23 protein-coding genes are annotated in these 25,746 nt (G+C 55.4%); 13 read left to right on the top strand and 10 right to left on the bottom strand.

From position 1 onward, the window contains the following. Positions 1 to 44 precede the first annotated feature (44 nt). The 5 genes from prfB to M9H61_RS06335 all read left to right on the top strand — a co-directional run bounded on the left by prfB (position 45) and on the right by M9H61_RS06335 (position 4,528). Positions 45 to 1,173, top strand: a protein-coding gene (gene prfB, locus M9H61_RS06355; protein WP_114113619.1) for a peptide chain release factor 2 whose coding sequence is annotated in 2 segments (ribosomal slippage) — positions 45 to 113 and positions 115 to 1,173 — 1,128 coding nt in all. Because the reading frame shifts where the segments join, the coding sequence is not laid out codon by codon here. Between the two features lie 277 nt (positions 1,174 to 1,450). Beyond that, positions 1,451 to 1,705 (top strand): hypothetical protein, encoded by a 255-nt coding sequence (locus M9H61_RS06350; RefSeq protein WP_101247661.1) that lies wholly within the window; start codon positions 1,451 to 1,453, stop codon positions 1,703 to 1,705. A 117-nt stretch (positions 1,706 to 1,822) separates the two neighbouring features. Beyond that, positions 1,823 to 2,428, top strand: a complete 606-nt coding sequence (locus M9H61_RS06345; protein WP_250284008.1) for a nucleoside deaminase — start codon at positions 1,823 to 1,825, stop codon at positions 2,426 to 2,428. 73 nt (positions 2,429 to 2,501) lie between these two features. Beyond that, positions 2,502 to 4,004 carry a DNA-3-methyladenine glycosylase 2 family protein gene (locus M9H61_RS06340; protein ID WP_250284006.1) on the top strand — a complete coding sequence of 501 codons (1,503 nt, stop codon included), beginning with the start codon at positions 2,502 to 2,504 and terminating at the stop codon, positions 4,002 to 4,004. Continuing rightward, positions 4,004 to 4,528, top strand: coding sequence for a methylated-DNA--[protein]-cysteine S-methyltransferase (locus M9H61_RS06335; protein WP_242513042.1), 525 nt, complete (start codon positions 4,004 to 4,006; stop codon positions 4,526 to 4,528). The genes M9H61_RS06340 and M9H61_RS06335 overlap by 1 nt, the downstream gene beginning before the upstream one ends. A gap of 59 nt (positions 4,529 to 4,587) precedes the next feature. Here M9H61_RS06335 and adhP read toward each other — a convergent pair whose 3' ends face one another. From adhP to M9H61_RS06310, 5 genes are all read right to left on the bottom strand, one after another. After that, positions 4,588 to 5,610, bottom strand: coding sequence for an alcohol dehydrogenase AdhP (gene adhP / locus M9H61_RS06330; protein WP_068518539.1), 1,023 nt, complete (start codon positions 5,608 to 5,610; stop codon positions 4,588 to 4,590). A 137-nt stretch (positions 5,611 to 5,747) separates the two neighbouring features. Further along, complete coding sequence (locus tag M9H61_RS06325) at positions 5,748 to 6,572, bottom strand: ferritin-like domain-containing protein (RefSeq protein ID WP_250284004.1); 825 nt, start codon at positions 6,570 to 6,572, stop codon at positions 5,748 to 5,750. Between the two features lie 155 nt (positions 6,573 to 6,727). Continuing rightward, positions 6,728 to 7,498, bottom strand: a complete 771-nt coding sequence (locus M9H61_RS06320; protein ID WP_250284002.1) for a response regulator — start codon at positions 7,496 to 7,498, stop codon at positions 6,728 to 6,730. A 262-nt stretch (positions 7,499 to 7,760) separates the two neighbouring features. Then, entirely contained in the window at positions 7,761 to 8,225 is a 465-nt protein-coding gene (gene bcp / locus M9H61_RS06315) for a thioredoxin-dependent thiol peroxidase (RefSeq protein WP_068518536.1), read from the bottom strand. Positions 8,226 to 8,326: 101 nt separating this feature from the next. Then, the gene (locus M9H61_RS06310; RefSeq protein ID WP_250284000.1) at positions 8,327 to 11,308 is read right to left on the bottom strand and encodes a bifunctional [glutamine synthetase] adenylyltransferase/[glutamine synthetase]-adenylyl-L-tyrosine phosphorylase; all 2,982 of its coding nucleotides are present in this window, start codon (positions 11,306 to 11,308) and stop codon (positions 8,327 to 8,329) included. Positions 11,309 to 11,577: 269 nt separating this feature from the next. On the opposite strand from M9H61_RS06310, the gene M9H61_RS06305 reads away from it, so the two are divergent. Beyond that, the gene (locus M9H61_RS06305; RefSeq protein ID WP_250283998.1) at positions 11,578 to 15,129 is read left to right on the top strand and encodes an AsmA-like C-terminal domain-containing protein; all 3,552 of its coding nucleotides are present in this window, start codon (positions 11,578 to 11,580) and stop codon (positions 15,127 to 15,129) included. A gap of 132 nt (positions 15,130 to 15,261) precedes the next feature. Here M9H61_RS06305 and tyrS read toward each other — a convergent pair whose 3' ends face one another. The 4 genes from tyrS to M9H61_RS06285 form a co-directional block, all read right to left on the bottom strand. Further along, positions 15,262 to 16,515: a tyrosine--tRNA ligase gene (gene tyrS, locus M9H61_RS06300; RefSeq protein WP_068518533.1), complete on the bottom strand. Its 1,254-nt coding sequence runs from the start codon at positions 16,513 to 16,515 to the stop codon at positions 15,262 to 15,264. Positions 16,516 to 16,660: 145 nt separating this feature from the next. Then, complete coding sequence (locus M9H61_RS06295) at positions 16,661 to 17,323, bottom strand: cupin domain-containing protein (protein ID WP_114113626.1); 663 nt, start codon at positions 17,321 to 17,323, stop codon at positions 16,661 to 16,663. 83 nt (positions 17,324 to 17,406) lie between these two features. Then, positions 17,407 to 18,177, bottom strand: coding sequence for an SDR family NAD(P)-dependent oxidoreductase (locus tag M9H61_RS06290; protein ID WP_114113627.1), 771 nt, complete (start codon positions 18,175 to 18,177; stop codon positions 17,407 to 17,409). Between the two features lie 98 nt (positions 18,178 to 18,275). Further along, entirely contained in the window at positions 18,276 to 18,839 is a 564-nt protein-coding gene (locus M9H61_RS06285; protein WP_114113628.1) for a TetR/AcrR family transcriptional regulator, read from the bottom strand. 134 nt (positions 18,840 to 18,973) lie between these two features. Between M9H61_RS06285 and M9H61_RS06280 the strand changes: the two genes are divergently transcribed. After that, a complete protein-coding gene (locus tag M9H61_RS06280) occupies positions 18,974 to 20,098 on the top strand; it encodes an anhydro-N-acetylmuramic acid kinase (protein ID WP_114113629.1) in 1,125 nt (374 codons plus the stop codon). A 45-nt stretch (positions 20,099 to 20,143) separates the two neighbouring features. Here the strand turns inward: M9H61_RS06280 and M9H61_RS06275 are convergent, their stop codons facing one another. Then, positions 20,144 to 20,782 (bottom strand): alpha/beta hydrolase, encoded by a 639-nt coding sequence (locus tag M9H61_RS06275; RefSeq protein ID WP_068518531.1) that lies wholly within the window; start codon positions 20,780 to 20,782, stop codon positions 20,144 to 20,146. Between the two features lie 245 nt (positions 20,783 to 21,027). Here M9H61_RS06275 and cysE point away from each other — a divergent pair, with 245 nt between their 5' ends. The 6 genes from cysE to M9H61_RS06245 all read left to right on the top strand — a co-directional run bounded on the left by cysE (position 21,028) and on the right by M9H61_RS06245 (position 25,610). Further along, positions 21,028 to 21,765, top strand: coding sequence for a serine O-acetyltransferase (gene cysE, locus M9H61_RS06270; RefSeq protein ID WP_206928464.1), 738 nt, complete (start codon positions 21,028 to 21,030; stop codon positions 21,763 to 21,765). Positions 21,766 to 21,853: 88 nt separating this feature from the next. Continuing rightward, positions 21,854 to 22,336: an Rrf2 family transcriptional regulator gene (locus M9H61_RS06265; protein WP_068518530.1), complete on the top strand. Its 483-nt coding sequence runs from the start codon at positions 21,854 to 21,856 to the stop codon at positions 22,334 to 22,336. Between the two features lie 49 nt (positions 22,337 to 22,385). Next, the gene (locus M9H61_RS06260) at positions 22,386 to 23,513 is read left to right on the top strand and encodes a cysteine desulfurase family protein (RefSeq protein ID WP_068518529.1); all 1,128 of its coding nucleotides are present in this window, start codon (positions 22,386 to 22,388) and stop codon (positions 23,511 to 23,513) included. Between the two features lie 28 nt (positions 23,514 to 23,541). Then, entirely contained in the window at positions 23,542 to 24,765 is a 1,224-nt protein-coding gene (locus M9H61_RS06255; protein ID WP_068518528.1) for an IscS subfamily cysteine desulfurase, read from the top strand. A gap of 60 nt (positions 24,766 to 24,825) precedes the next feature. Next, positions 24,826 to 25,224, top strand: a complete 399-nt coding sequence (iscU, locus tag M9H61_RS06250) for a Fe-S cluster assembly scaffold IscU (RefSeq protein ID WP_068518527.1) — start codon at positions 24,826 to 24,828, stop codon at positions 25,222 to 25,224. Between the two features lie 44 nt (positions 25,225 to 25,268). Then, the gene (locus tag M9H61_RS06245) at positions 25,269 to 25,610 is read left to right on the top strand and encodes an iron-sulfur cluster assembly accessory protein (RefSeq protein WP_068518526.1); all 342 of its coding nucleotides are present in this window, start codon (positions 25,269 to 25,271) and stop codon (positions 25,608 to 25,610) included. Positions 25,611 to 25,746 lie beyond the last annotated feature (136 nt).

The raw sequence follows: 25,746 nt of genomic DNA, 5'->3' as shown, positions 1-25,746 counted from the left end.
CGGTCTGGGGCCCAACAAATTTCTGATGAATAACGGAGACATCAATGCGCGCCGAAGCACAGGCATTGGTCGATGAAATCAAGCAGTCAATGGCACTGCTGAGGAGGCATCTTTGACTGGGATAACGCTCTTAGACGCCTCGACGAACTGAACGCACTGGCCGAAGACCCGACCCTTTGGGACAACGCCGCCAATGCGCAGAAAGTCATGCGTGAACGTACCCAGCTTGATGATGCCATCAATGGCTATAAAAAGCTCGCCCAGGAGCTCGAAGACAATATCGAACTGATCGAGCTTGGCGAAGCAGAAGGCGATGCAGAAACGGTTGCCGAGGCCGAGGAAGGCCTGCGTGCCATTCGTGAAATCGCATCCCAGCGTGAACTCGAAAGCCTGCTTTCGGGTGAGGCTGACGCCAATGACGCCTATCTTGAAATCCATGCCGGTGCCGGTGGTACCGAGGCACAGGATTGGGCATCGATGATGGCGCGCATGTATTACCGTTGGGCAGAGTCCAAGGGCTACAAGCTTGAGATGCTCGAAGAAAGCGCGGGCGAGGAAGCCGGCATCAAATCGGTGACGTACAAGATCACCGGTCACAATGCCTATGGCTGGCTCAAGAACGAAGTGGGTGTGCATCGTCTGGTGCGTATTTCGCCCTATGACAGTTCGGCACGCCGCCACACCAGCTTCTCGTCGGTCTGGGTCTATCCGGTGATTGATGACGATATCAATATCGAAATCCTCGATAAGGATCTTCGTGTTGATACCTATCGCGCATCGGGTGCCGGTGGTCAGCACGTTAACCGTACCGATTCTGCGGTTCGTATTACCCATATTCCGACCGGTATTGTCGCACAGTGCCAGAACGACCGTTCACAGCACAAAAACCGCGACACCGCGATGAAGATGCTCAAAGCCCGTCTTTATGAGGCAGAGCTGCAAAAACGCGAAGCCGAAGCACAGGCCGTCGAAGACAGCAAAACCGATATCGGTTGGGGCCATCAGATCCGCTCCTATGTTCTACAGCCCTATCAGATGATCAAGGACCTGCGCACAGGCACCGAAACATCCGATACGCAGGGTGTCCTGAACGGCGATCTTGATGCCTTTATGGCAGCCGCCCTTGCCGCCAAGGTTACCGGCTCGGCTGGCGAGATCGAAGATATCGATTGATCGGTTACCCTTAACCGGTTGAAATTACAAAACACCCCGCCGATTTCCCGGCGGGGTGTTTTGATTCTGACCCCAAACCGTTGTAATCGGGCAGGGTACCAGGCGGCGGAAAAAGGCGGTTTGCCCCCAAAAATCCAATTTCTGTCACAGAATTGCCGAATAGCTTTGCCATGGTGTGGCCAAGCGAGACCTGCCGCCTATAAACAAAATTCCAGACATCGACTGGTCACTGGCAGGCTTGCTCAGAGCAAACATCTATTGTCAGGTGAAGTCCCAAATGGCCCAACAGTCCCTTGGTCCGGTCGCAGTCGGCGACCAGTTCAAACTTGCTACCCCCAACGGTCCGGTTTTCGAGGTTGTCAAAATTCGTGAAATGAAACCGGTGGATCATGCCCTGATCACCAAGGTACGTGACACGAAATCCCCGACATTGATCGCGGTCACAACCCTTTTGAATCGTGATTTTTATGTTCCTGTTCCCCCTGAACGTCGCCAGGCCCCCGATAATGACGGGATCTTGCGCGGCATCTGATTGTCATGTGGGGCGCATCACTGTTTTGCGCCCGGAGTGCTTAAAAACAGTTGGCATGGCGGTCCTGAGCCGGTGAAATGGTTGAAACAACACGCCAGTTCATCAGGGACCGCCAACATGTCAGACATCACCCCGGATCAGCACATTCTCGACAAGCTGTTTTCTGTTCTGGAAAACGATATTCTGCCCAAAACCCGGATGGGCGTTGCTGATGGCAACAAGCTTTTCGGGGCGGCGATCCTGCGCAAGGCCGATTTGGCACTGGTGATTGCCGAAACCAACAATGAAACAGAAAACCCGCTATGGCATGGCGAGGTTCATTGTCTTAAGCGGTTCTATGAAATCCCCGCAGATCAGCGCCCGGCGACTTCGGATCTGATTTTCCTGTCGACCCACGAACCCTGTTCAATGTGTTTGTCCGCCATCACCTGGGCGGGCTTTGACAATTTTTATTATTTCTTTTCTTACGAAGATTCCCGCGATGCCTTTGCCATTCCCCATGATCTGAAAATCATGCAGGAAGTCTTCACCCTGAAGGACGGCGAATACAACAAATCGAATGCCTTTTGGGAAAGCCATTCGATCATGGGTATGGTTGCCGATCTTCCTGAAAATCAGCGGGCGGATTATATCGCCCGGGCCAAGGCGCTTTCCCATGAATATGACCGCTTGTCCGCCCAGTATCAGAATGGCAAATCCGACAATGACATTCCGTTGAACTGACGGTATCGGGCGATTTGACGTCTGAGTCCGAATCTGGCGAGTTTTGATCGCCGGTTCTGATACACTGCGGGGCATGGAACAGCTCAATAACGATATATGCTATCAGGCACTCAAAACCCGTGATCGCCGGTTTGACGGACGGTTTTATACCGCGGTTCTGACCACCGGGATTTTTTGTCGCCCGATCTGTCCCGCGGTCACGCCAAAGCGTGCCAATGTGGAATTCTATCCCAGTGCCGAGGCCGCAATTGCCCACGGGTTTCGCCCGTGTCTGCGATGCCGGCCCGAAGCAGCCCCGGGAAGTCCGGCCAGTGCCGGTGTCCACGCGACGGTGGCCCGTGCCGTGCGCCTGATTGATCAGGGCGTGCTTGAAACCGGATCGATTGCCGATCTGGCCGACCGGCTTGGGGTCGGGGATCGGCATTTGCGTCGGATATTCAAGGAACATACCGGTGTAACGCCACAGGAACATGCCAAGGCCAGACGCCTTTTGCGGGCGCGCCAGCTGATTGTTGATAGCAACCTGACCATGATTGAAATTGCCGATATTGCCGGTTTTGGCAGTTTGCGGCGGTTCAATGATGCCATGAAGCAGGCCTATAGACAGGCCCCGACGGCCTTTCGCCGGGGGATCAAACTTAAATCATCGCAGGCCCGTTCCGGTAACAGGGGCGATGATGATCCGTTTGCGCCGCGCAATGACGATCTGATTTTGCGATTGCGCGCCCGTCAGCCGTTTGATGCCGAATATCTTCTGGCATTCTTCCGGGCCCGCGCCATTCCGGGGCTGGAAGCCGTCCGGGACCGCATCTATGCGCGCGGCTTTGCCATGGGCGATCAGGTCGGACTTATGATCTGTCATTTCAGTCCGGATCAAAGCGGGGTGGATGTGATCCTGCGGGGGCCGGCCCGCGAAGCAGTGCTTGAAATCGGCGCACGGGTCAGGCGCCTGTTCGATCTGGACGCTGATGTGCCATCAATCACCGCACAGTTTGCCGAAGACATGCTGCTTGCCCCCCTGATTGAAAAGCGCCCGGGGCTGCGCGTTCCGGGATGCTGGGACCGGTTTGAACTGGCCATGCGGGCCGTTCTTGGTCAACAGGTTTCGGTTGCCGCGGCGCGCACTTTGGCGGGCCGTCTTGTCGCACGGTTCGGTGCCGAATTGCCGGGCGATCTTGTTGCCGGAACCGGGGTGACGCATCTGTTTCCCGATGCGCCACAGCTTGTCGGTCAGGAACTGATTTCCATCGGACTTACCACCCGTCGTGCGCAAACACTGGCCGATGTCATTGAACTGTTTGCGGATCGCGCATCCGATCAGAAATCGGGCGAAACCCTGATTGCCGATTTGACGGGGATAAAGGGGATCGGCCCCTGGACGCTTAATTATTTCGGGCTGCGTGGGCTTGGCGATCCGGATGCCTTTCCGGCGGCTGATCTTGGCATTCTTAAGGCATCGGCGATGGGCGGCGGACCTGACAAGGCCAAGGCGCTTGATGCCCTGTCTGAAAGCTGGCGCCCCTGGCGGGCCTATGCCGCGCAATATCTGTGGTCGGCACTCGAAGGAGAAGGATGATGACAACGACAATCTATGTAACCCGCTATGCCAGTCCGATTGGCCAATTGTCCCTGGCGACCGTTGACGGCAAGCTTGTGCATCTCGATTTCGAAAACAATGATGATCGTCTGAAAACCATCCAGACCCGGCGGTTCAAAAAACTCGACTGGGTCGAAGATCGCACTGCCACCCCAAAATCGGTGATCGACTGGCTTGATGCCTATTTCAATGGTGATGTGGTGCGGCTTCCGGTTGATGCCATCAACATGATCGGTACGGATTTTCAGAAATCGGTCTGGGATGCCCTGATCACGATCCCAAGTGGCAAAAGCATATCCTATCGCGGGTTGGCCGATCAGCTTGGCAATGCCAAGGCCGTGCGTGCGGTGGCACGCGCCAATGCGCTGAACCCGGTGTCGATCATTGTGCCATGTCATCGCGTGATCGGATCAAACGGCACACTGACCGGCTATGCCGGGGGGCTTGATCGCAAGAAATGGCTGCTTGATCACGAGGCCGCCATGCTGGCGCGTGCCGCGTGACATTGAAAACAAAAGGCTGCCTGATGGCAGCCTTTTGCATCTCGGGATATGAAGATTGATCAAATCGACATCACGATACGGCCATCAATCTTGCCATCGCGCATGCGGTCAAAGATCGAATTGATGTTTTCCATCGGCTCGGTCGTAAAGTGCGAATGCACCTTGCCGTCGCCTGCAAATTCCAGCGCTTCCTGAAGGTCGGCACGGGTGCCGACGATCGAACCGCGAATGGTTTTGCGCGACAGAACCGTATCAAAGATATCAAGTTCGAACGTTCCCGGCGGAAGACCAACCAGCGACATGGTGCCACCACGACCCAGCATGCCGACACCCTGTTTGAAGGCGGCGCGTGAAACTGCGGTCACCAGAACACCGTTGGCGCCGCCCATCTGTTTCTGGACTTCCGATACCACATCGATCTCGGATGCATTCAGGGTCCAGTCCGCACCAAGATCACGGGCGAGTTTCAGTTTGTCATCGGCAATATCCACGGCAATGACTTTCATGCCCATGGCCTTGGCATATTGCACGGCCATGTGACCAAGCCCGCCAATCCCCGAAATCACAACCGTTTCACCGGGTTTGCATTCGGTTTCCTTCAACCCCTTATAAACGGTCACACCGGCGCACAGAACCGGGGCGGCATTGCCAAATTCAAGCGGTTTGGGCAGATGCCCGACATAGTCCGGATCAGCCAGAACATATTCCGCAAAGCCGCCATTGACCGAATAGCCGGTATTAAGCTGCTCGCCGCACAGGGTTTCCCACCCGGTAATGCAGTGATGGCAATGTCCGCAGGCCGAATGCAGCCACGGCACGCCAACACGATCGCCTTCCTTGACGGATGTAACCCCTTCGCCAACTTCGGCAACGATGCCGACACCTTCATGGCCGGGGATAAAGGGCGGATTAGGCTTGACCGGCCAGTCACCCTCGGCGGCATGAAGATCGGTGTGACAGACACCCGATGCTTCGATTTTCACAAGGATTTTTCCCGGCGTGACTTTCGGAACGGTCACTTCTTCGATGGAAAGCGGTTTGCCGAACGCGCGAACGACGGCGGCCTTCATAGTGCGTGGCATGGTCGTGCCTCCTGACGGAATGGAATATGTGCCGCACCGGTGCGGCTGTCTCATTCTCGGAAAAAGGCTAAACCTGATTGCTTATGCACGCTTTGCGCTGGGTCAAATTTTAAAAATCCCAGTTCGCGACATCGGGCCTAAAGACCATCTGCCTCGCCCGGCAGTTCCAGAACATAGTCCTGATAATAATCCGGCGGCATGCCCGCCTCGTAACGGGCTTCGTCATTGAATGGCGGTTTGAGAGGCCCGCGGAAATGCTTGCGCAGCATGTCATGCCAGGTGGTGTAATAGGGCAGGCCACGCTGATCGCAGACATATTCATAATATTTGCGCCCCGCAGCAACATGGGCGATTTCATCATGGGCGATGATTTTAAGGATACGGGCACTTTCCGTATCTCCATGTGCCAAAAGACGTTCAATGGTGGGCGGCGTGGCGTCAAGCCCGCGCGCCTCAAACACCATCGGCACCACGGCCAGACGTGGCAGAATGTCATAGGCTGTATCCATAGATGTTTGCCACAGGCCGTCATGGGCGGGCAAATCACCATAGGTCGCACCCATTTCGCCAAGGCGCTTGTTGATCATTTTGAAATGTCGGGCCTCGTCATCGGCGACCTGTACCCAGGCATCGTGGAAGTCCCGCGGCATGTCGGCTTCGGGAAAGCGCACGCAAAGATCCCAGGCCAGATCGATGGCATTAAGCTCGATATGGGCCAGGGCATGCAAAAGCCCGATGCGGCCCTGGACACTGCCTTTTTTGCGCTTGGGCATTTTGTTTGGTGCCAGAAGTTCCGGCTTGGCCGGGCGACCGGGACGATCAGGCAGGTCGGTTGCCCCGACCTCGGTAATCTCGCCATTGCGCCACATCGCGGCGAGTTCGGCCGTTACATCGGCTTTTTCGGTCGCATCTTCGGTCAAAAGCGCACGTTTGGCTGCTTCGGCGAGGGTAAGCTTGGTCATGACGGCCCGGTTTTCAGAATGATTTTCAGATCGGCTTTGTCTGCCATCTGCCGGGGATATGGTCAATGGCCAAACAAAAGGGCGGCCTGCAAATTCGCGTGCCGCCCCTGTGATACATTGCGACAGATACTGTGCTGCCTACGGATATGTCGTTATCAGGTGATGTTGAACCGTGCCAGTGCCTCGGCCAGATCTTCACCAAATGCATTGCCCTTGCGGATGATTGCCGTGCGGCATGGAAGATCCTGCAAGGACGGGTGGTTCGGTGCATCGGACGTCAGAACAGCCGTCGGGATGGCCCGGGTTTTTGGCATGGCCTGCAACGCATTGGCCAGATCAACACCGCTCAGCTCATCAATGGTTTTGGCAACAATGATGAAGTCGGGGCGGGTGCGAACGGCAAGTTCGATGGCCTCGAACGAGGTCTGTGTAACGGAACTGCGATAACCGCATGCGGCGAGTTCGCGTTCAAGAATGGTTGCCATGGAGCGCTGCGGGATCACCAGCAATGCTTCGACATTGGCCTTTTTAAGCCAGTTCGGATCAATGTCAGGGGCACGTTTGGACGGCAATTCACGGACAAATTCCGCGGTGTCGGTGCCGCCGGCGGTCATGTCACCTTCAAGCAGGCTTTGGATCTTGTCGACAAAGGCCTGGATATCTTCTATGGAACCTTCATTCAGTTCCTTGCAGGTGGTGACATAATCGGCCAGGCGATGACTGGTCAGATTGATCAGTGGTGCCGCAACCGATTTGCCCTTGTAACGCAAATTGAAAACTTCGCGCTGGATAGAGGTCAGGTGTGCGGGGTCGCTTTTGCCACGCGCATTTTGCAGATGGAGGTCTATCGCACTGATGATGTCATGTGCCTCATCGCGAAAATCCGCAAGCATCTGATCGTCGAGATCAACAACATTTTTGTTCATAGCAATACCTGCTTTGCCGGCGTGCCGGTTTGTTTTCTCTGAACAGGTGAAAAGCACCTTCACCCAAACTCCCATATGTAAATTGTTATCCTGACATGTAACCCAAGGCAACAAAATCAATGTGTTGGAATGGCCGTTTTGGCAGTTTGGCGGGTTAAATTTTAAAGTCGGCGAAGGCCAAAAAACAAAGCCCCGGCAATCAGTTGCCGGGGCTTGCGGGGTAACGGGACCAATTGGTCTGCTACGAGTGTCATTTTTTTGATCAAAGGGCGCGAACGGCTTCTAGAACCTCTGCCACGTGGCCTTTGACCTTTACCTTGCGCCAGGCATTGCGGATGACGCCGCTGCCATCAATGACAAAGGTGGACCGTTCAATGCCCATGAATTTTTTGCCATACATGCTTTTTTCTTTCCAGACGCCGAAATCTTCGCACACGGTGCCGTTTTCATCCGATGCCAGAATGAAGTTCAGGTCATGTTTGGCCTTGAACTTGTCATGGCGGCTGACACTGTCCTTGGAAATGCCGATGATCTGGGCATCGACGGCGCTGAAGTCCGGCTCGGCATCACGAAATTCACAGGATTCCGTGGTGCAGCCCGGTGTCATGTCCTTGGGATAGAAATAGATCACCACCGGTTTGCCTGCCAGATCGGACAGCTTGATGCTGTTGCCACCATCGGTTGGCAATTCGAAATCCGGGGCCTTGTCACCTACTTCAAGTGTCATGTTCCATCCTTTGTCTGTCTGTGTCGCTGTGCGATCCGTTCCGCACTGAAAATACAATCCTTTATAAGGATGGCAAGGCCAGCCGGATCATTTCGATCCGGCTATTGTGTGGTTTCGGGCGGGCTGATCTTTTCGGCCGGATCGGCGATGATCCGGTCATAGATCGTTTTGATCCGGGTTGCCGTGATTTCGATTTTGTCCTGAAGACTTGCGAAATCGTCACATTTCCCGGCCCGTGCCAGCATCTGTTGCAGGTCGGTGCTGGCCCGTGCGGGATCAAACGGCCCTTCGGTCGTCAGGCGCAGCATTGCCTGAAGTGCCAACCAGAATGATCCGGCATTGGCCAAAAATTCTGCCTCTTCATTTTCAAGAATGCCGGCCGTGCCAAGCCGTTTGAACACATCGCGTGTGGTTGGCGACAGAATGTCGGCATGGTCATGGGCGTGGCGCAGTTGCAGATATTGCGCGATGAATTCCAGATCAACCAGCCCGCCGCGCCGCATCTTGATCGCCCAGGGGTGATTGTCGCCTTTGCCGGCTTCCATGCGGTTGCGCATGTCATAGACCGCACGTACCAGCTGATCGGGGTCACGTTCCTTGCGCAGAACGGCCGTTGTGGTGGCAATCACCTTGTCACACAGCGATTGCGGCCCATAAACCGGGCGCAACCGCGTAAGTGCCATGTGCTCCCACGTCCAGGCTTCATTGTTCTGATAGGCTTCGAAACTTTTGAAATGGGTGGCAAGCGGGCCTTTTGACCCGCTGGGCCGCAGGCGAAGGTCGGTTTCAAACAGAACACCTTCGGCGGTGGGGGCGGAAAGGGCGTTGATGTAACGCTGGCTCAACCGGATGAAATAATGCCCGGGTGAAAGCGGTTTTTCCCCATCAGACTCTTCGGCTTCTTCGGGCACATCATAGATGAACACCATATCAAGGTCCGACCCCGGGGACAGTTCCTGACCACCATGTTTGCCAAGCGCAAATACCGCAAGCCCGCCATCGGCAAAGGTACCGTGCTTGGCGGCGAAATCATCAGCAATGCGCGGGAACAGGGCGCGAATGGCAACATCTGCCACATCGGCCAGTGCACGACCGGCCTCGTGCGGGGTCTGGCGGTTCTGGATGGTCTGAACGTCGATCTGGAATTTCTGGTCATTGGCCCAGCGTCGCGCCACATCCAGCCAGTCTTCGACCATGTCTTCACGTGACAGGCGCGCATCAAGTTCTGCCAGCATGCTGTCGGCATCGGGCAATTCTTCATGGAAGCCCGACATCAGGACGAAATCAAGAACCGACGCGTTGCGCCCGATATATTTGGCCATACGCGGGGCGGTTCCGGCGATCTGGGCCAGAAGTTCAAGCAGTTCCGGGTGCGCGGTAAACAGCGAGAACAGCTGAACCCCGGCCGGAAGACCTTTCAGGAACTCGTCAAAGGCCCGGAATGCCATATCCGGGTTGGTGGTTTTCGACAGTGCCCCCAAAAGTGTCGGCATCAGTTCGGTCAGAATTTCACGCGCCCGGCGTGACCGGGTGGCGCGATAACGCCCGTGATGCCAGCCACGCACCGTAACCGATACATTTTCGGCATTCTCAAACCCCATTTCACGCAGATTGGCAAGCGTGTCGGGATCGTCTTCGGTGCCGGTAAAGACCAGATTGCCGGTCGTGCTGTCGCCGGTCAGCGGCGTGTCGTCTTCAAACAGTTCGGCATAGTTGTTTTCAACATTGCGCAGATGAAGCAGCAGATGATCCTTGAACGCATCAAGCGTCGCATAGCCAAGGAAAGTCGCAAGGGCGCGCAGCCCGTCATCCGTATCAGGAAGGGTCTGGGTCTGCTGATCATTGATCATCTGAAGCCGGTGTTCGACCGTGCGCAGAAATTCATAGGCCGCCAGCATTTCATCGCGAACTTCCTCGGATACCTGTCCGAATTTGGTCAGGGCGCGCAATGTGTCACATGTCGCCTTGCCACGCAGCGCAACTTCGCGCCCGCCCCAGATCAATTGCTGTGTCTGTGCGAAAAATTCGATCTCGCGAATGCCGCCGCGGCCAAGCTTGATGTTATGGCCGGGAATGTTGATCTTGCTGCCGCCCTTATGGGCGTTGATCTGACGCTTGATCGAATGGATGTCCTGAATGGCAAGGAAATCGAGATGTTTGCGCCAGACGAACGGTCGCAGGATTTCCAGAAACTCGTTGCCGGCCGCCCGGTCGCCGCCAACAATGCGGGCCTTGATCATGGCCGCACGTTCCCAGTTCTGCCCCACCGTTTCATAATAGGTTTCAGCCGCAATCATTGACAGGATCGGCGGGGTCGATGCCGGATCGGGACGCAGGCGCAAATCGGTTCGAAACACATAGCCGTCCCCGGTGCGTTCTTCCATCACGCGCGTGATGTCACGCACCATGCGCACCAGATCCTGTTGCAGGCGATCCTCATCAAGGTAGGTGACAACATCCTGATCATACAGGAAGATCAGGTCGATATCGGATGAATAGTTCAGTTCACCCGCACCCAGTTTTCCCATACCGATCGCAAAGATCCCCGATCCTTCAAGCGGGTTTTGGGGATTGGGCAGGTCATATTTGCGCTGGCGCGCCATCGCACACAGGCAATGGGCCATGGTGAAATCAAGTGTGGTTTCCGCAGTTTCGCTGATCGCTGATGTGACTTTATCAAGCGGCCAGGCCTTGCAGATATCGGCCATCGCAATCACCAGTGCGGCCCGGCGTTTTGCCTTGCGCACCGTGGACATTGTTGTCGCCTGATCAAGATCACGGGCATCCGCACTTTGCCGCACCGGATCCAGTGCGGTGACAAAGGCATGATCAAGGCCGCTTTCGAATACTTCGCACACAATGTCGGGATCGCGCAGGCACAGATTGGTCAGATAGGGGCTGTTACCAAACAGGGCTGCCAAAACCGCCTTGCTTTGGGGATCGGACGCAATATCGCCAATTTTGGATGCCAGACTTTCAAATGCCGGGCGATCGCCAAGGGCGTTCCATCGTTCAAACGCATTGGCAACACGTTCGGCATCAAAGGGTTGGGGCAGGTCCTGTGAAATCCAGGAAAGAGACACTTTTTGCTTTCCTTGTATTGCGAAAAGGTAACGAACCGGGCTATGCACAAACTTGTGCCTGATTGCATGCTCTTGGCAAGGAGATTGCAACCCCGATCATACGGGTGACTGTCTCTATGTAGCTTTTCTGCGATCGGACAAAAAGGGATTAGATCAATACTGGCAGTTCCGGTGATATCTGTTTCGTCTTGCAGAACGGAAACACCGGCCAGAACGTGTGCAGTGGTGCTATTGCGACATATGATATCAGGAAAACAGGATAAATAAGGGTGCGCCTCGTTAAAAGCTTTGCTGGATGGCTGGCGCTGATTTTGTCGGCGGTCGTGCTGTTTGTTGGCGTATTTGCAGCAGTCACCATCTGGCGACTGTCTCAGGAACCTGTGTCCCTGCACCGCATTACCCCCTATATCGTTGATCATCTTAACAAGTCGATGGGTGAAAACCGGCTGTCGGTTGGCGATGTCGTTTTGCGCTGGCGCGGATGGGCCGAAAAATTTGATGTCGGCTTGCGCGATGTCGTGATCATTGGCGGGGATGATCGTGAACTGCTCCATATTCCCGAAGCAGACGTGGTGTTTTCCAGCAAGGCCCTGTTTGAAGGGGTTCTGGCACTTCGTGAATTGAACCTGATCGGGCCGCGCATTCGCCTGGAACGTCGTGCCAATGGTCAGATCGATATCGGCTATGTCGCCGAAAACCCCGATGGGACAGCACCACTTGCCGGACCGGACGAAGACACATCCGTCGAACCGCAAGACCCGGTTTATGACAGCGGGCGGGGGGCGTCGGTCACGATCGATTTGCCCGAAAGTGACGATGCGCAGCCGGTTCTTCCCGAAACCACCGAAATACAGTCCGCACCGCAAACATCCGATGATGAAACCGATGTGGCAACCGCGCCGATTGAAAGATCAGGCAGCGAAATCCTGCGCGATGTGGTCTCGATCCTGTCTGGCGAACGCACCGATTTTCCCGCTGCGGCCTATTTTGAAAGTTTCGGGATTGTAAATGCCGACCTGCAGGTGCGCGATGAACAGCTTGGCATCGTCTGGGCTGCGCCGCAGGCTGAAATTCTGTTGTCGCGCAAGCCGCTTGGCATCGGGGCCGAAGCCTCCTTGCAGGTCAGTGCTGGTGCCTTGTCGACCCGGGTCAATGTGACCGGTGATTACAGCACAAGCAGCGGTGAAATCGATCTCGAAGCCCGCATCGGCGAGGTGGAGCTTTCCGATCTGGTCAGCATCTCTGACATCTTTGAACCGATGCGCGATGCCTATGTTCCGGTTTCGGGGGTAATCCGTGCCAAATATGATGTCAGTGGAAAGCTGGTTTCTGCTGCGACCGATCTGGAAGTCGGAAGCGGGGTGATTTCACTGCCATCCGAAATCCGCGCGACCTATCGGGTCAATGACGGCAAGATCGTCACAAGCTATGTACCGGGCCGGTTCAGTGTTGATGACGTGACGCTTAATGTCGGGGATGCCACGGCATCGGTTACCGGTGTCGTGCTTGATCCGTTTGGCAAATGGCAACTTAGTCTGGATGCCAAGGCAACCGATGTGGCCACAGATGATCTGGATCGGCTTTGGCCGGAATCGGTTGGCGAAGATGCCCGTATCTGGGTTGTAACCAACCTGTCGGACGGCATCGTTCATCAGGCCACCCTGCATACCGAACTTCATCAGGATGACGTCGGCGATGTGGTGCTTGATGCGCTGGGCGGACAGATGACGATGTCCGGTGTCACGGTGCATTATCTGGGGGATATGCCCGATGTGCATGATGCCGGTGGCCGTGCCGAATTCGATGAAACCAGTTTCAATATCTATGTTGATCGCGGACAGGCAGACGGCCTGACTGTAACGGATGCCAGCATCCTGTTCACCAAGCTTGACGAACCGGTCCCGCTTGCCGAAATCGAAGTGGTCGCCAATGGCAGTGCGCGCAAGGCGCTTGAACTGATCGAAGCTCAGCCGCTTGGCTTTGCCACCCGCCTTGGCATTGATCCGGCCCAGATTGCTGGTGAACAGGCGACCCGCGTGCGCCTGAATTTCCCGTTGCTGCGCGACGTGACATTCGACGATGTCGAGGTCGCGGCGGCATCGCGCATCCAAAAGGCCAGCATCACCAACGCGTTCCGCGAACTTGATGTCAATAACGGTAGTTTCGAACTTCAGGTCAACACCAAGGGGCTGGAACTGACCGGTACGGCATCGATCGGAAAGGGCAAAACCGCCATCAACTGGGTTGAAAGTTTTGATACCGCGGCCAAAATCCGCAGCCATTATAGCCTGTCTGGCGATCTCGATCTGGCGGTGATGCCCGATGTGGAACTTGATGTTGCTCCCTATCTTGCCGGGATGGGCAAGGGCAAGGTCGAAATCAGGGTTCTGGATGACCGGGTCGAGATCAAGGGGGATGTGGCGCTTAATGATGTTGCCATCACGCTTCCGATGGAACGGGTCAACTACACCAAACAGCCCGGTGCCGAAGCCAAGGCAAGCTTTGATGTGGCTGTTCGTTATGAAGGCGGCGGCACGCTTAAATCCTTTGCGGTGATGGGACCGGCACTGGTGGCGTCCGGCACCGGCAAATGGCGCGGTGAAAACCCGATTGCCGATCAATGGTCCTTTGAAATCGACAATACCCGTTTTCGTGAAAACACCGGTCTTTCGGGAACGATCAGGCTTGCCAATGATGACAGGATGCTGGTGGACCTGCGCGGGGCGCAGTTTGACTTGCGACCGTTTGTCGAGGATGAAACATCGCCTGAGCCCGCAGAAAGCAGCGACACCAAACCGTCGGAAAAACGCAATGTCATTGTCAATCTGACCGGTGGCGGCTTCCTGCTCAAGGGGGCGGAGCCGCTGCTCAATGATGGCAAGGTCACCTTCCGGCAGAATAATGAAAATCGCGAAATCGAAATCACCGCCCGTCAGCTGATCGCAACCCCCTGGATCCTGTCGGATGACGCCGAAGATACCGGCAAGCCAAAGGATGCCAAGGCACCAAACAGTGGCGGCATCGGACAACGCGCCAGCCGCGAAGGCGGAACGACCGAGATCTTCCTCGATATCGAACAGATGGTGATGGCCAATGGCGAACTGTTTGGCGATGTCAAAGGATCGATCCATGTTGTCGGACAGGAATGGGACCGGCTGGTTCTGAATGGTTCGCTGGCGGACCGGGCCACCATATTTGCACAAGTCAGCCGCGATGATTTTTCCACCCGCAAGGTCAGTCTGACGGCAGAAGATGCCGGTAAATTCCTGCGGGCGCTTGATATGTATGAAAACCTTCTGGGCGGGAACATGACGGTCGAAGGCACGGTCGATGAAAGCGACTTTGCCCAGCCCTTTACCGGATCGGTCAAGATCGGCGATTTCCGTGTCGTCAACGCACCGATTGCCGCACGTGTCCTGGGGGCAGCATCTCTTTCGGGGCTCAGCGACGTTTTGCAAGGAAACGGCATTTCCTTCACCGAGCTGAATGGCGATTTCACCTATGTGAATGATGTGCTGACCTTGTCAAAGGTCGCTGCCAACGGCACCGCGGTTGGTGTTACCGCGAACGGATCGATTGATCTGGCAAAATCCGAAATCCGTCTGGCCGGGTCGATTGTGCCGATCTATGCCATCAATTCGGCCCTTGGCGTGATCCCGATCCTTGGCGATCTTCTGGTGGGGGAAGAAGGCGGGGGCATCTTTGCGCCGACCTACACCATCGAAGGCGACCTTGGCGAACCTGATGTGACGGTCAATCCGCTTTCGACATTTGTGCCCGGCGTGCTTCGCAACCTGATCACCGGTGCCGAGCCGGGCTAAGGTCCAGGCGGGGTAAGGCCGGACCAATCAAGTTGATCGGTCCGGAAACGGGACGATGTTAGCGCTAACAAACGGAAAAAGCCCCGCGCAAATTGCACGGGGCTTTTTAAAATTTTGACCGGATATATGTGATCAGACCGGCTTGATCAGGACATGGCGTTTCTTGCCAGCAGACACCTTGATCACGCCATCGGCATTCACTGCATCTGCGGTGATGTTGGCATTTTCGTCACTGACTTTTTCGTCATTGATCTTTGCACCGCCGCCCTTGATCAGACGGCGTGCATCACCACCGGATTTGGCAAGATCGGCACGACGGAACAGATCGAAGGCCGGGATGCCGGCATCAAGATCGGCCTTGGCGACTTCCACGGTCGGAAGATCGTCGGCCAGAACGCCTTCTTCAAAGGTTTTGCGTGCGGTTTCAGCAGCGGCAAGGGCTGCTTCTTCGCCGCGGCAAAGTTTGACGGCCTCGAATGCCAGAACTTTCTTGGCTTCGTTGATTTCCGAGCCTTCAAGTTTTGCGTATTCGTCGATCTGTTCAAGCGACATCTCGGTGAACAGGCGCATGAACTTGATGACGTCGGCATCTTCGGTGTTCCGCCAGAACTGGTAATAGTCATAGGACGACAGGCGTTCTTCGTTCAGCCACACGGCACCCGCCGCGGTTTTGCCCATCTTTGCACCGGATGCGGTGGTCATCAGCGGGGTCGTCAGACCAAACAGCGATTTCTCGTCAACGCGACGACCCAGTTCAACACCATTGACGATATTGCCCCACTGATCCGATCCGCCCATCTGCAACATGCAGCCATAGTTGCGGTTCAGTTCGACAAAGTCATAGGCCTGAAGGATCATATAGTTGAATTCAAGGAAGCTCAGCGACTGTTCGCGTTCCAGACGCAGCTTGACCGAGTCAAAGCTCAGCATCCGGTTGACCGAGAAATGGCGACCGAAATCACGCAGGAATTCGATATAGTTCAGCTTGTCGAGCCAGTCGGCATTGTTGACCATGACCGCATCGGTCGGGCCATCGCCGAACGTCAGGAACTGCTGGAAGACCTTCTTGATGCCCGCCATGTTGGTGGCGATGACTTCGTCGGTCAGAACCGGGCGCGCATCATCACGGCCGGTCGGATCGCCAACACGCGTGGTGCCGGCCCCCATCAGAACGATCGGCTTGTGGCCGGTTTTCTGCAACCAGCGCAGCATCATGATCGATACAAGCGATCCGACATGAAGGCTGTCTGCGGTGCAGTCATAACCCACATAGCACACCACCGTATTTTCCGATGCATAGGCATCAAGGCCTTCAAGATCAGTACATTGGTGGATGTAACCGCGGTCATGCATGACGCGGAGAAAATCAGACTTCAGTTCAGTCATGGTTTTTTGCGCTATGTTGGTTGTGATAGAAAATTCGACCCGCCCAAAGTGCGGAGGCGATGATCTAGCACATTCATAGCAAAATGGGCAACGATGCAACCAACATCAGTTGCCCATCTCGGTTTTCAGATGTGTTTTTTCCACATTAGGCCGCTTCAGGCAGGTGCCCGGTTTTTACATAAATCAGGCATCCTTCGTCGGTGTAAGGCGCGTGGGAACTGAGATGCGGGCTGCGCAGCCAACTTCCCTGCGGATAGGCGCCATGTTCATCGGCAAACGTGCCTTCGATCACATAAATTTCCTCGCCGCCCCAATGACGATGAGCGGAAAACTGGGTGCCCGGTTGCCAGCGCACCAATGCGGCGTGTTCTGTGCCGTATTCATGAAGCGGCAAAACCGACAGCCCCTGCGCGATGCCGGGCAGGAAGGTCGCATTCTTGGTGTCGATCTTGATTTGCGCTTTGTCACCCGCATCAAACTGATGCAATTTCACAAGGATCGTACAGCCATCCTTGGTGAACGGCTTGTGGCGGGTGCCAATTGGATTTCGAAGGTAACTACCGACTTCATAATCACCGGTTTCGTCGGAAAATACGCCATCAAGGACAAGGATTTCCTCGCCACCATCATGACTATGGGCGTCAAAGTAGGAATTCGGGGCAAAACGAACGATGGTGGTGGCACGCGCCACTTCATCACCAATGCGATCAAGCATCATGCGCTCTACGCCATTGGCTGGCGATTTTTGCCATTTATAATCATCAGGCCGAATAACTACCCTTTTTGTGAAATCAGCATTCAACAACATAACGTCTCTCCCTTTTGCATCAGGGGCGGGGACAAAAACGGCAGCCCAAATTCGATCTTAAAGACCTGGGCTGCCAATGCGGATTAATTACGCCCGGCCATCACGCCGCCATCAACCGGCAGAACCGTTCCCGTAATCCATGATGCCTGACTGGAGGCCAAAAACAGAATGGCCTCGGCGATATCGACGGGTTGCCCGTTACGACCTAGCGGGTGGAAGCTGTTAAAGCCCGGCAGGACTTCCTTGACCTGCTCATCAGTCATAAACGTGTTGTAAACAGGCGTTTCCACAACCGCAGGGGCGACTGCATTGATACGGATATTGTGTTGGGCAAGTTCGATCGCGAGGTTTTTGACCATCTGATGAACACCGGCATTTGCCGCAGAATAGGCCGCCGACGGTGTCGCGCCAATCGCCTGCAGCGCCCAGATCGATCCGGTTTGCACGATGTTGCCGCCACCTTGCTTGATCATGGATTTGGCAGCGGCTTGGGCGGCAAAAAACTTACCCTTCAGGATGATATCAACGAACCGGTCATAGTCGGCTTCACTGAGTTCGAGGAACGGTTTGGGCTCAAACACACCGGCATTGTTGATCAGGATATCCACCCCGCCAAAGGCATCCTCGGCGACTTCAACCAGCTTGTTAGCCGTTTCTGGCAGGGCAATGTCAGCTGCTACCAGTTTAATGCGATCTGATGCATTCGAAATGGTTTCTGACGCCGCCTTAAGTTTCTCGGCGTTGCGGCCATTCATCACGATATTTGCACCTGCATCGTGAAGGCGTTTGGCAACTTCAAGGCCGATACCTGAACCGGCGCCGGTGATGATTGCAGTTTTATTTTCAAAGGTCATAGGATGCTACCTACTAGTTGGAAGGTTGTGTGGGGTTAAAAAATGACGACGGGTCTCTTGGGCTGTCGTCATTTCGAGTGTTTGGTTCGTCGATTATCTCAGGCGCTGACTCGCGCCAGCAAAAGTGCAGTTGCCGATATGAAAACATCAACATCCTGTTGGGCGTGGGCCATTAGCTGTGCGCCTTCGACAAGTGCAAGGCATTGTGCAGCTTCCAATTTGCTATCCGTCACATTTTTGATCGACCCATCTGACTTCGCATCATCAAACAGGGTTTCAAGCCAGGCGAGGCTCATGGCATGAAAGCGTGAAATCTCGTTCAATGTTGCGTCATCAAGACTGTTTCGATCCGAACTCAGCGCCACGCAAAGGCAGATTGTTTTCCCGCCCTGAAGTGCGTCTTGATACAGCCCGACGTAACCACGAAGTCGGTCTGCGGCACTGTTCGTACCGCGTTTGACTTCAGACAGGGCATCATCAAATGAAATCCGATAGCGTTCCATCATCGCCTGACCAAGGATAGCCTTGGTTGGGAAGTGATGATGAATACTGGCTTTGCGGATGCCAACGGCTGCTGACAAATCCGCATAGCTGAAACCATCAAAACCGCGCTGACGTGCGATTGTCTCTGCTGAATCAAGAAGTGCTGTTTTCGTGTCCATGCCAACCTACTAACAGGTAGGTTGGCGGGAGTCAAGTTTGACGTAACGCACAATGATCCACCTGCGAATTCATCCTTGTCGCGTTTTGATGTTCAACGATAAGCTGCCGGTCTTATCGAATTACGAGGCACGACATGACACAAGACTGGATCACGGCAATCGGAATGATGAGCGGCACGTCACTTGATGGTGTCGATGCGGCTCTGATCGAAACCGATGGCATTGATGTGCGTCGTCTTGATCAGTCTGTTTTTGTGCCCTATGCGCCGGAACTGCGCGAACGGATGCGTGAATGTTTCGGCAATCGCAGTGCCACCAATTCCGAACATGTCGTGGCGGATGATTTGACACAGGTTCATGTTGATGCCGTTAACATGCTGCTGGCCAAGGCCGGGATGTTGCCCGGCGATATCGGGATTATCGGCTTTCACGGGCAGACCGTGTTTCATGAACCGGCATCCGGGCTGACCCGTCAGATCGGAACGCCGCATATGCTGGCGGAAAAAACCGGCATTCCGGTGGTCGCCGATTTCCGTCTGGCCGATGTTGCCGCGGGGGGCGAAGGCGCGCCACTTGCCCCGATCTATCATGCTGCCCTGATGAAAAGTGCCGGGGTCGAAACGCCGGTGGCGGTGCTTAATATCGGTGGTGTGTCCAATGTCACCTGGATTGGCGATGGTGCGGACGGGGCGGATCTTCTGGCCTTTGATTGCGGGCCGGGTAATGCGCGTCTTGATGACTGGATGTTACGACATACCGGCAATCCGGTTGATCTGAATGGCGCGACGGCGGCATCCGGAACGGCGGACCCGATGGTCGAAATCAAGTTCCTTGAAGACCCGTATTTCGACCGTGTACCGCCAAAGTCACTGGACCGCGAAGACATGGCTGCGCGCATTGACGGTCTGGTGGCCGAGGCAAGGCTGAATGTTTCTGACGGTGCGGCAACGCTTGCCAATTGCACGGTTGCCGCCATCGTCGCGGGGGTGAACCATTTGCCAGTCGCGCCCAAAAGCTGGTTTGTCTGTGGCGGCGGGCGGCATAATCAATATGTGATGGAAACGCTTGCAAGTCGTCTTGGCGTGCCGGTGCGTCCGGTCGATGACCTTGACTGGGATGGCGATGCGGTCGAGGCGGAATGCTTTGGCTATCTTGCCGTGCGTCACTTGCGCGGCTTGCCGCTCAGTTTTCCGGGGACGACCGGGGTGCCCGCGCCGTGCTGTGGCGGAAAGCTTTATCCAACGAAAAAGGCCGCCTGATCAGGCGGCCTTGATTTCGAGATCGTCAGACATGTTGGCGGGCGGTTATGCGCCGCGCTTGTCGAGATAGGCGATCGAATGCTTGATCACGTCATCTTGCTGTTTGGCAAAATAGTGATCGGCGCCGTCAATCGTGCACATGTCGACTTCGATGCCTTTCTGGGCATTGAGCTTGTCGGCAAGCTTGTTGACCGAGGCAACCGGAATGTTGGTGTCCTGTGACCCGTGGATCAGGATGCCCGATGACGGGCAGGGGGCCAGGAAGGTGAAGTCATATTCACTTGCCGGGGCTGCTACCGAAATAAAGCCGTCAATTTCCGGGCGGCGCATCAAAAGCTGCATGCCGATCCACGAACCGAACGAATAGCCGGCAACCCAGGTTGCGCGCGCATTGGCATTATAGGTCTGCATCCAGTCAAGCGCAGATGCCGCATCCGAGAGTTCACCGATGCCCTGATCGTAAACGCCCTGCGAACGTCCGACGCCGCGGAAGTTAAACCGCATGACGGAATATCCGCGATCCTTGAACATGTTGAACATGTTAAAGCACAATTTGTTATTCATTGTGCCACCCTGCTGGGGGTTCGGATGCAGGATAAGTGCGATGGGCGAATCGTCAGCGCCGTTATGGTGATAGCGACCTTCAAGGCGACCTTCGGGGCCGTTAAAAATGACCTCAGGCATGGATCAGACTGCTCCTGTCCACGAATGGAATGAAGTGTGTAACAAAAATATCCGAGTCTTTTTGTAAGTTTTTTCGTCTTTGCGCATAAATTGCTTTGGGCAAATACTTGACCAAGTTACTCGGTTATCCTATATTCCGGCTAACCCGATGGTGCCGACAAAACCCGATCTTGCGAGTGTCGCGAGGCCGGGCGTAGGCGTGGCTGCCGGGAATCGAAGGTACTAATTACACAGTGGACCGCCCCATGTTCAAGCTAATTCGTCAGGAAATTGACGCGATGATTGCCCGCGACCCCGCGGCACGCTCCCGCTGGGAGATCGCGCTCTGTTATCCGGCGTTTCATGCGATCATGGGATATCGTGGCACACACTGGCTTTGGCAGCGCGGTTTCCGCATCACGGCGCGTTTTCTTTCGCAGATCATGCGCTGGCTGACCGGGATTGAAATCCATCCGGGTGCAACCATCGGCAAGCGGTTCTTCATTGATCACGGCATGGGTGTCGTGATTGGCGAAACCGCCGAGATCGGGGATGACGTAACCCTGTATCAGGGGGTAACCCTTGGCGGGACGTCGCCCAGTGTGAATAGCGACGGGCAGCGCGGCCTGAAACGCCATCCGACACTTGAAGATGGTGTGATTGTCGGGTCCGGGGCACAGATCCTTGGTCCGTTCACCGTGCGCAAGAATGCCCGTGTCGGCGGCAATGCCGTTGTGCTTTCCGAAGTGCCCGAAGGGGCAACTGTGGTGGGTATCCCCGCCAAAATCGTTCGCCGCGAGGCCGATGATCGTTTCTGTGCCTATGGTACGCCGCTTGGTGATCTGCCCGATCCGGTGGCGCGCGCCCTTGAAGAACTTGGCCGCGAGGTACAGTCGCTGCGCAATCAGGTAACGGCACTCGAAGCCGAAAAAACCGGCGCAGCAGGAACACCGGGTGGTGATGTGACGCCGGAAAAACCGCGCATCGTCGCATCGTCGGAATAATTGGCGCCTATCGCGCAAAGTCGAATGAAAAGCCCGCTGTCAGGTCCGGGTAAACCCGAACCCAGGCAGCAAGGCAGGAGGACGCACCGTGAAGCTGAGTACCAAAGGCCGCTATGCCGTTATGGCGATGGTCGATCTCGCTGAAAGCAGCAAGGACCGACCGGTCGCACTTGCCGATATTGCGGACCGTCAGGAAATTTCGCTGTCCTATCTTGAACAGCTGTTTGGCAAATTGCGCAAAGGCGGGCTTGTCCGTTCCGTGCGCGGCCCGGGTGGTGGTTATCTTTTGGCCAGAACGGCCGATGAAACCCGTGTGGCCGATGTCATTCTGGCTGTTGACGAGCCGATCCGCGCAACCCGTTGCAAGTCCGGATCGCCCAAGGGCTGCAAGGCCAACAAGGGCCGCTGTCAGACCCATGAATTGTGGGAAGAACTGGGCAACCAGATTTATCTCTATCTTGCATCGGTAAGCCTTGCTGATGTTGTGGATCGCAATGTCAGCGGATCGCTTCGGGTCTTCCCGGGCAAAACAACTCAAATAGAAGAGCCGTCACAGGTTGCGGCACAGTAAATGCTCCTCTATATCGAGAGCAGATGCGAATAAGGATGATTACAAACTGATGGCCGACCAGGTTTATCTCGACTACAACGCAAGCGCGCCGCTGTGCCCCGAGGCACGGCAGGCCATGATCGCTGCGATGGATGTTGCAGGTAATCCGTCATCGGTTCATGCCAGCGGACGTGCCGCGCGCAAGATCGTCGATCATGCCCGGCGCACCATCGCGGATCTGGTGGGCGGTGATTCCGAACGGATCATTTTCACCAGCGGCGGGACCGAGGCCAACAATCTGGCGCTGAACGGACTTGAAGACGTCACCGTCTTTACCAGTGCCATCGAACATCCCTCTGTCATAGAGGGACGCGTGGATGCAAAACGCATTCCGGTTGATGGCAATGGTGTGGTGGACCTTGATGCGCTTGAAGCGATGCTGAAGGAAGCATCGGCTGCCGGGCAGAAGGTTCTGGTATCGGTCATGCTGGCCAATAATGAAACCGGCGTGATCCAGCCGGTGGCCAAAGTGGCGCTGCTGGCGCGTGAATACGGGGCAAAGGTCCATTGTGATGCCATTCAGGCATTGGGCCGTCTGCCGGTGGATATGGGGCGCTTGCTGGTTGATATGGTGTCGGTTTCGGCCCATAAGATCGGCGGACCCAAAGGAATTGGCGCTTTGGCGATCGCGCCCGGCGTAATGCTGGTGCCGCAGATCCGGGGCGGTGGACAGGAAAAATACCGCCGTGGCGGCACCGAAAACGTTCTGGGCATTGCGGGCTTTGGTGCCGCGGCCGAACGGGCAGGGGCCCAGTTGGCGAATATGGCGAATGTCGCGGCCTTGCGCGACCGCCTTGAAACGGAATTGGCATCAGAGGCGCCTGAGCTTCTGATCGCTGGTAAGGGAACGGAGCGACTGGTGAATACAAGTTGCCTGATCTTGCCGGGAATGCCGGGGGAAACCCAGGTTATGGCGCTGGATCTGGCAGGTGTAGCCATCAGTTCGGGATCAGCCTGCTCGTCAGGCAAGGTACGTGAAAGCCACGTGCTTAAGGAAATGGGGGTTTCCGATGCTGGATCGGCCATCAGGGTCAGTCTGGGACTGGAAACCACCGACGAAGATATTGATACATTTATCCGTGTTTGGAGCCGGATGAGGGGCAATGCAGCGCGTAAGAAAGCGCGTCACGCTGCCTGACAAGAGAGTGAGTGAGGAAGCCTTAAATATGAACGAGCTTAAAGCAAAGCCGATCTATCTGGACTACCAGGCCACGACGCCGACCGACCCGCGTGTCGTCGAAGCGATGCTGCCGTATTTCACCGAGAAGTTCGGTAACCCGCATTCCCGCAACCACAGCTTTGGCTGGGAAGCCGAAGATGCCGTTGAAGTCGCCCGTGCCCAGGTTGCCAAGATCATTGGCGCATCGGCCAAGGAAATCATCTTTACCTCTGGTGCGACTGAATCGAACAACCTCGCACTCAAAGGTGTGATGAAGTTCTATGGCAAGAAAAAGCCGCATCTGATCACGGTCGTGACCGAGCATAAATGCGTGCTCGACAGTGCCCGTCACCTTGAGCAGGAAGGTTACAAAGTGACCTATCTTGGCGTTAAGGAAAACGGCCTGATCGACCTTGAAGAACTCAAGGCTGCGATCACCGATGAAACCGCACTTGTTTCCGTCATGGGCGTGAACAACGAAATCGGTGTCATTCAGCCGCTGAAAGAAATCGGTACCATCTGCCGTGAACGCAAAGTGTTCTTCCACACCGATTGCGCACAGGCCGTTGGCAAGATCGATCTTGATGTCGAAGACATGAATATCGATCTGATGTCGATTTCCGGTCACAAGATCTATGGTCCGAAAGGCATCGGCGCGCTGTTCGTCCGCCGTCGTCCGCGCGTTCGCGTTATCGCCCAGATCACCGGTGGTGGTCAGGAACGCGGCATGCGTTCGGGTACGCTTCCGACCCCGCTGATCGTGGGTCTTGGCAAGGCATGTGATATTCTGTCCAACGAAATGGCCGAAGAAAACGCCCGTATCGCTGAACTGCGTGATTACACCTTGCAGCGTTTCCGTGACCGTCTTGCCGACATTTATCTGAATGGCGACGAAAAAGAACGCGTTTGTGGCAACCTCAATGTTTCCTTTGCCTATGTCGAAGGCGAAAGCCTTCTGATGGACATCAAGAACATTGCGGTTTCGTCGGGTTCGGCATGTACTTCTGCATCGCTTGAGCCGTCCTATGTTCTGCGTGCGCTTGGCGTTGACGAAGAACTTGCACATACCTCGCTTCGTATCGGCATCGGCCGTTACACCACCAAGGAAGAACTCGATACCGCTGTCGATGCGATCTGCACTGCGGTCGAGCGTCTCCGCGAGATGAGCCCGCTTTGGGAAATGGCCCAGGAAGGTATCGACCTCAAGTCGATCGAATGGGCTGAGCACTAAGAAGCGCCTGAATAAACGTCATTGTCTCGCGAGAGACCACAAGAAGATTGGAGAGAAATCATGGCTTATAGTGAAAAGCTGATCGACCATTACGAAAACCCGCGCAACGTTGGTTCCATGGACAAGAACGAATTGTCTGTTGGTACCGGCCTTGTTGGTGCACCGGCTTGCGGCGACGTCATGAAGCTGCAGATCAAGGTCACCCCGGAAGGCATCATCGAAGACGCAAAGTTCAAGACCTTTGGTTGCGGTTCGGCGATTGCGTCGAGCTCGCTGATCACCGAATGGGTCAAGGGCAAGTCGCTTGATGAAGCCGGTTCGATCAAAAACTCGCAGATTGCCGAAGAACTGGCTCTTCCGCCGGTCAAGGTTCACTGCTCGATCCTCGCTGAAGATGCCATCAAGGCAGCCATCAGCGACTACAAATCCAAAAACGGTGCGGCTGACGCTGCTGAATAAGCAGCGTCCCAACCGCCACGTTTTCCGGAATTTGGGAGAATACCATGGCTTTACCGTCACCGATTTCTGTCACGCCAGTTGCCCTTGATCACATCAAGGCGTTGCTTGATAGCCGCGGCAAACCGTCGCACGGCATTCGGCTTGGTGTGCGCAGCAAAGGGTGTTCGGGCCTGTCTTACACGCTTGAATATGCTGACGATGCCAGCGGCTTCGAAGAAGTTGTCGAGCTGGAAGACGGCGTGAAAATCCTGATCGACCCGAAAGCCATCATGTTCGTGCTCGGCACGGAGATGGATTACGAGGTCAACAAGATGGAAGAAGGTTTCGTCTTCCGTAACCCCAACGAAAAAGGTCGTTGCGGGTGCGGGGAATCCTTCCACGTCTGATCGGCCGGGCTTTCCCTGCTTTCTGTTTGGTCATGGCCCCGGTTTCATCGCCGGGGCCATCGGCTGAAAAGGGCGGCCTGATCCATAGTCCCGGCTGCCTTTTGACTGATTTGTTATTGTTTTAATCCTCGGAAGT

Origin of the sequence: Thalassospira sp. GO-4 (assembly GCF_023588965.1) — a bacterium.
GTDB classification, from domain to species: Bacteria; Pseudomonadota; Alphaproteobacteria; order Rhodospirillales; family Thalassospiraceae; genus Thalassospira; species Thalassospira povalilytica.
This window is presented reverse-complemented; position numbering and strand designations above follow the sequence as displayed.

Bases quoted from the DNA above. Each gene is read 5' to 3' on its own strand.
- M9H61_RS06350 (WP_101247661.1), top strand. From the start codon at position 1,451: ATGGCCCAACAGTCCCTTGGTCCGGTCGCAGTCGGCGACCAGTTCAAA.
- M9H61_RS06345 (WP_250284008.1), top strand. From the start codon at position 1,823: ATGTCAGACATCACCCCGGATCAGCACATTCTCGACAAGCTGTTTTCT.
- M9H61_RS06340 (WP_250284006.1), top strand. From the start codon at position 2,502: ATGGAACAGCTCAATAACGATATATGCTATCAGGCACTCAAAACCCGT.
- M9H61_RS06335 (WP_242513042.1), top strand. From the start codon at position 4,004: ATGACAACGACAATCTATGTAACCCGCTATGCCAGTCCGATTGGCCAA.
- adhP (WP_068518539.1), bottom strand. From the start codon at position 5,610: ATGCCACGCACTATGAAGGCCGCCGTCGTTCGCGCGTTCGGCAAACCG.
- M9H61_RS06325 (WP_250284004.1), bottom strand. From the start codon at position 6,572: ATGACCAAGCTTACCCTCGCCGAAGCAGCCAAACGTGCGCTTTTGACC.
- M9H61_RS06320 (WP_250284002.1), bottom strand. From the start codon at position 7,498: ATGAACAAAAATGTTGTTGATCTCGACGATCAGATGCTTGCGGATTTT.
- bcp (WP_068518536.1), bottom strand. From the start codon at position 8,225: ATGACACTTGAAGTAGGTGACAAGGCCCCGGATTTCGAATTGCCAACC.
- tyrS (WP_068518533.1), bottom strand. From the start codon at position 16,515: ATGACTGAACTGAAGTCTGATTTTCTCCGCGTCATGCATGACCGCGGT.
- M9H61_RS06295 (WP_114113626.1), bottom strand. From the start codon at position 17,323: ATGTTGTTGAATGCTGATTTCACAAAAAGGGTAGTTATTCGGCCTGAT.
- M9H61_RS06290 (WP_114113627.1), bottom strand. From the start codon at position 18,177: ATGACCTTTGAAAATAAAACTGCAATCATCACCGGCGCCGGTTCAGGT.
- M9H61_RS06285 (WP_114113628.1), bottom strand. From the start codon at position 18,839: ATGGACACGAAAACAGCACTTCTTGATTCAGCAGAGACAATCGCACGT.
- M9H61_RS06280 (WP_114113629.1), top strand. From the start codon at position 18,974: ATGACACAAGACTGGATCACGGCAATCGGAATGATGAGCGGCACGTCA.
- M9H61_RS06275 (WP_068518531.1), bottom strand. From the start codon at position 20,782: ATGCCTGAGGTCATTTTTAACGGCCCCGAAGGTCGCCTTGAAGGTCGC.
- cysE (WP_206928464.1), top strand. From the start codon at position 21,028: ATGTTCAAGCTAATTCGTCAGGAAATTGACGCGATGATTGCCCGCGAC.
- M9H61_RS06260 (WP_068518529.1), top strand. From the start codon at position 22,386: ATGGCCGACCAGGTTTATCTCGACTACAACGCAAGCGCGCCGCTGTGC.
- M9H61_RS06255 (WP_068518528.1), top strand. From the start codon at position 23,542: ATGAACGAGCTTAAAGCAAAGCCGATCTATCTGGACTACCAGGCCACG.
- iscU (WP_068518527.1), top strand. From the start codon at position 24,826: ATGGCTTATAGTGAAAAGCTGATCGACCATTACGAAAACCCGCGCAAC.
- M9H61_RS06245 (WP_068518526.1), top strand. From the start codon at position 25,269: ATGGCTTTACCGTCACCGATTTCTGTCACGCCAGTTGCCCTTGATCAC.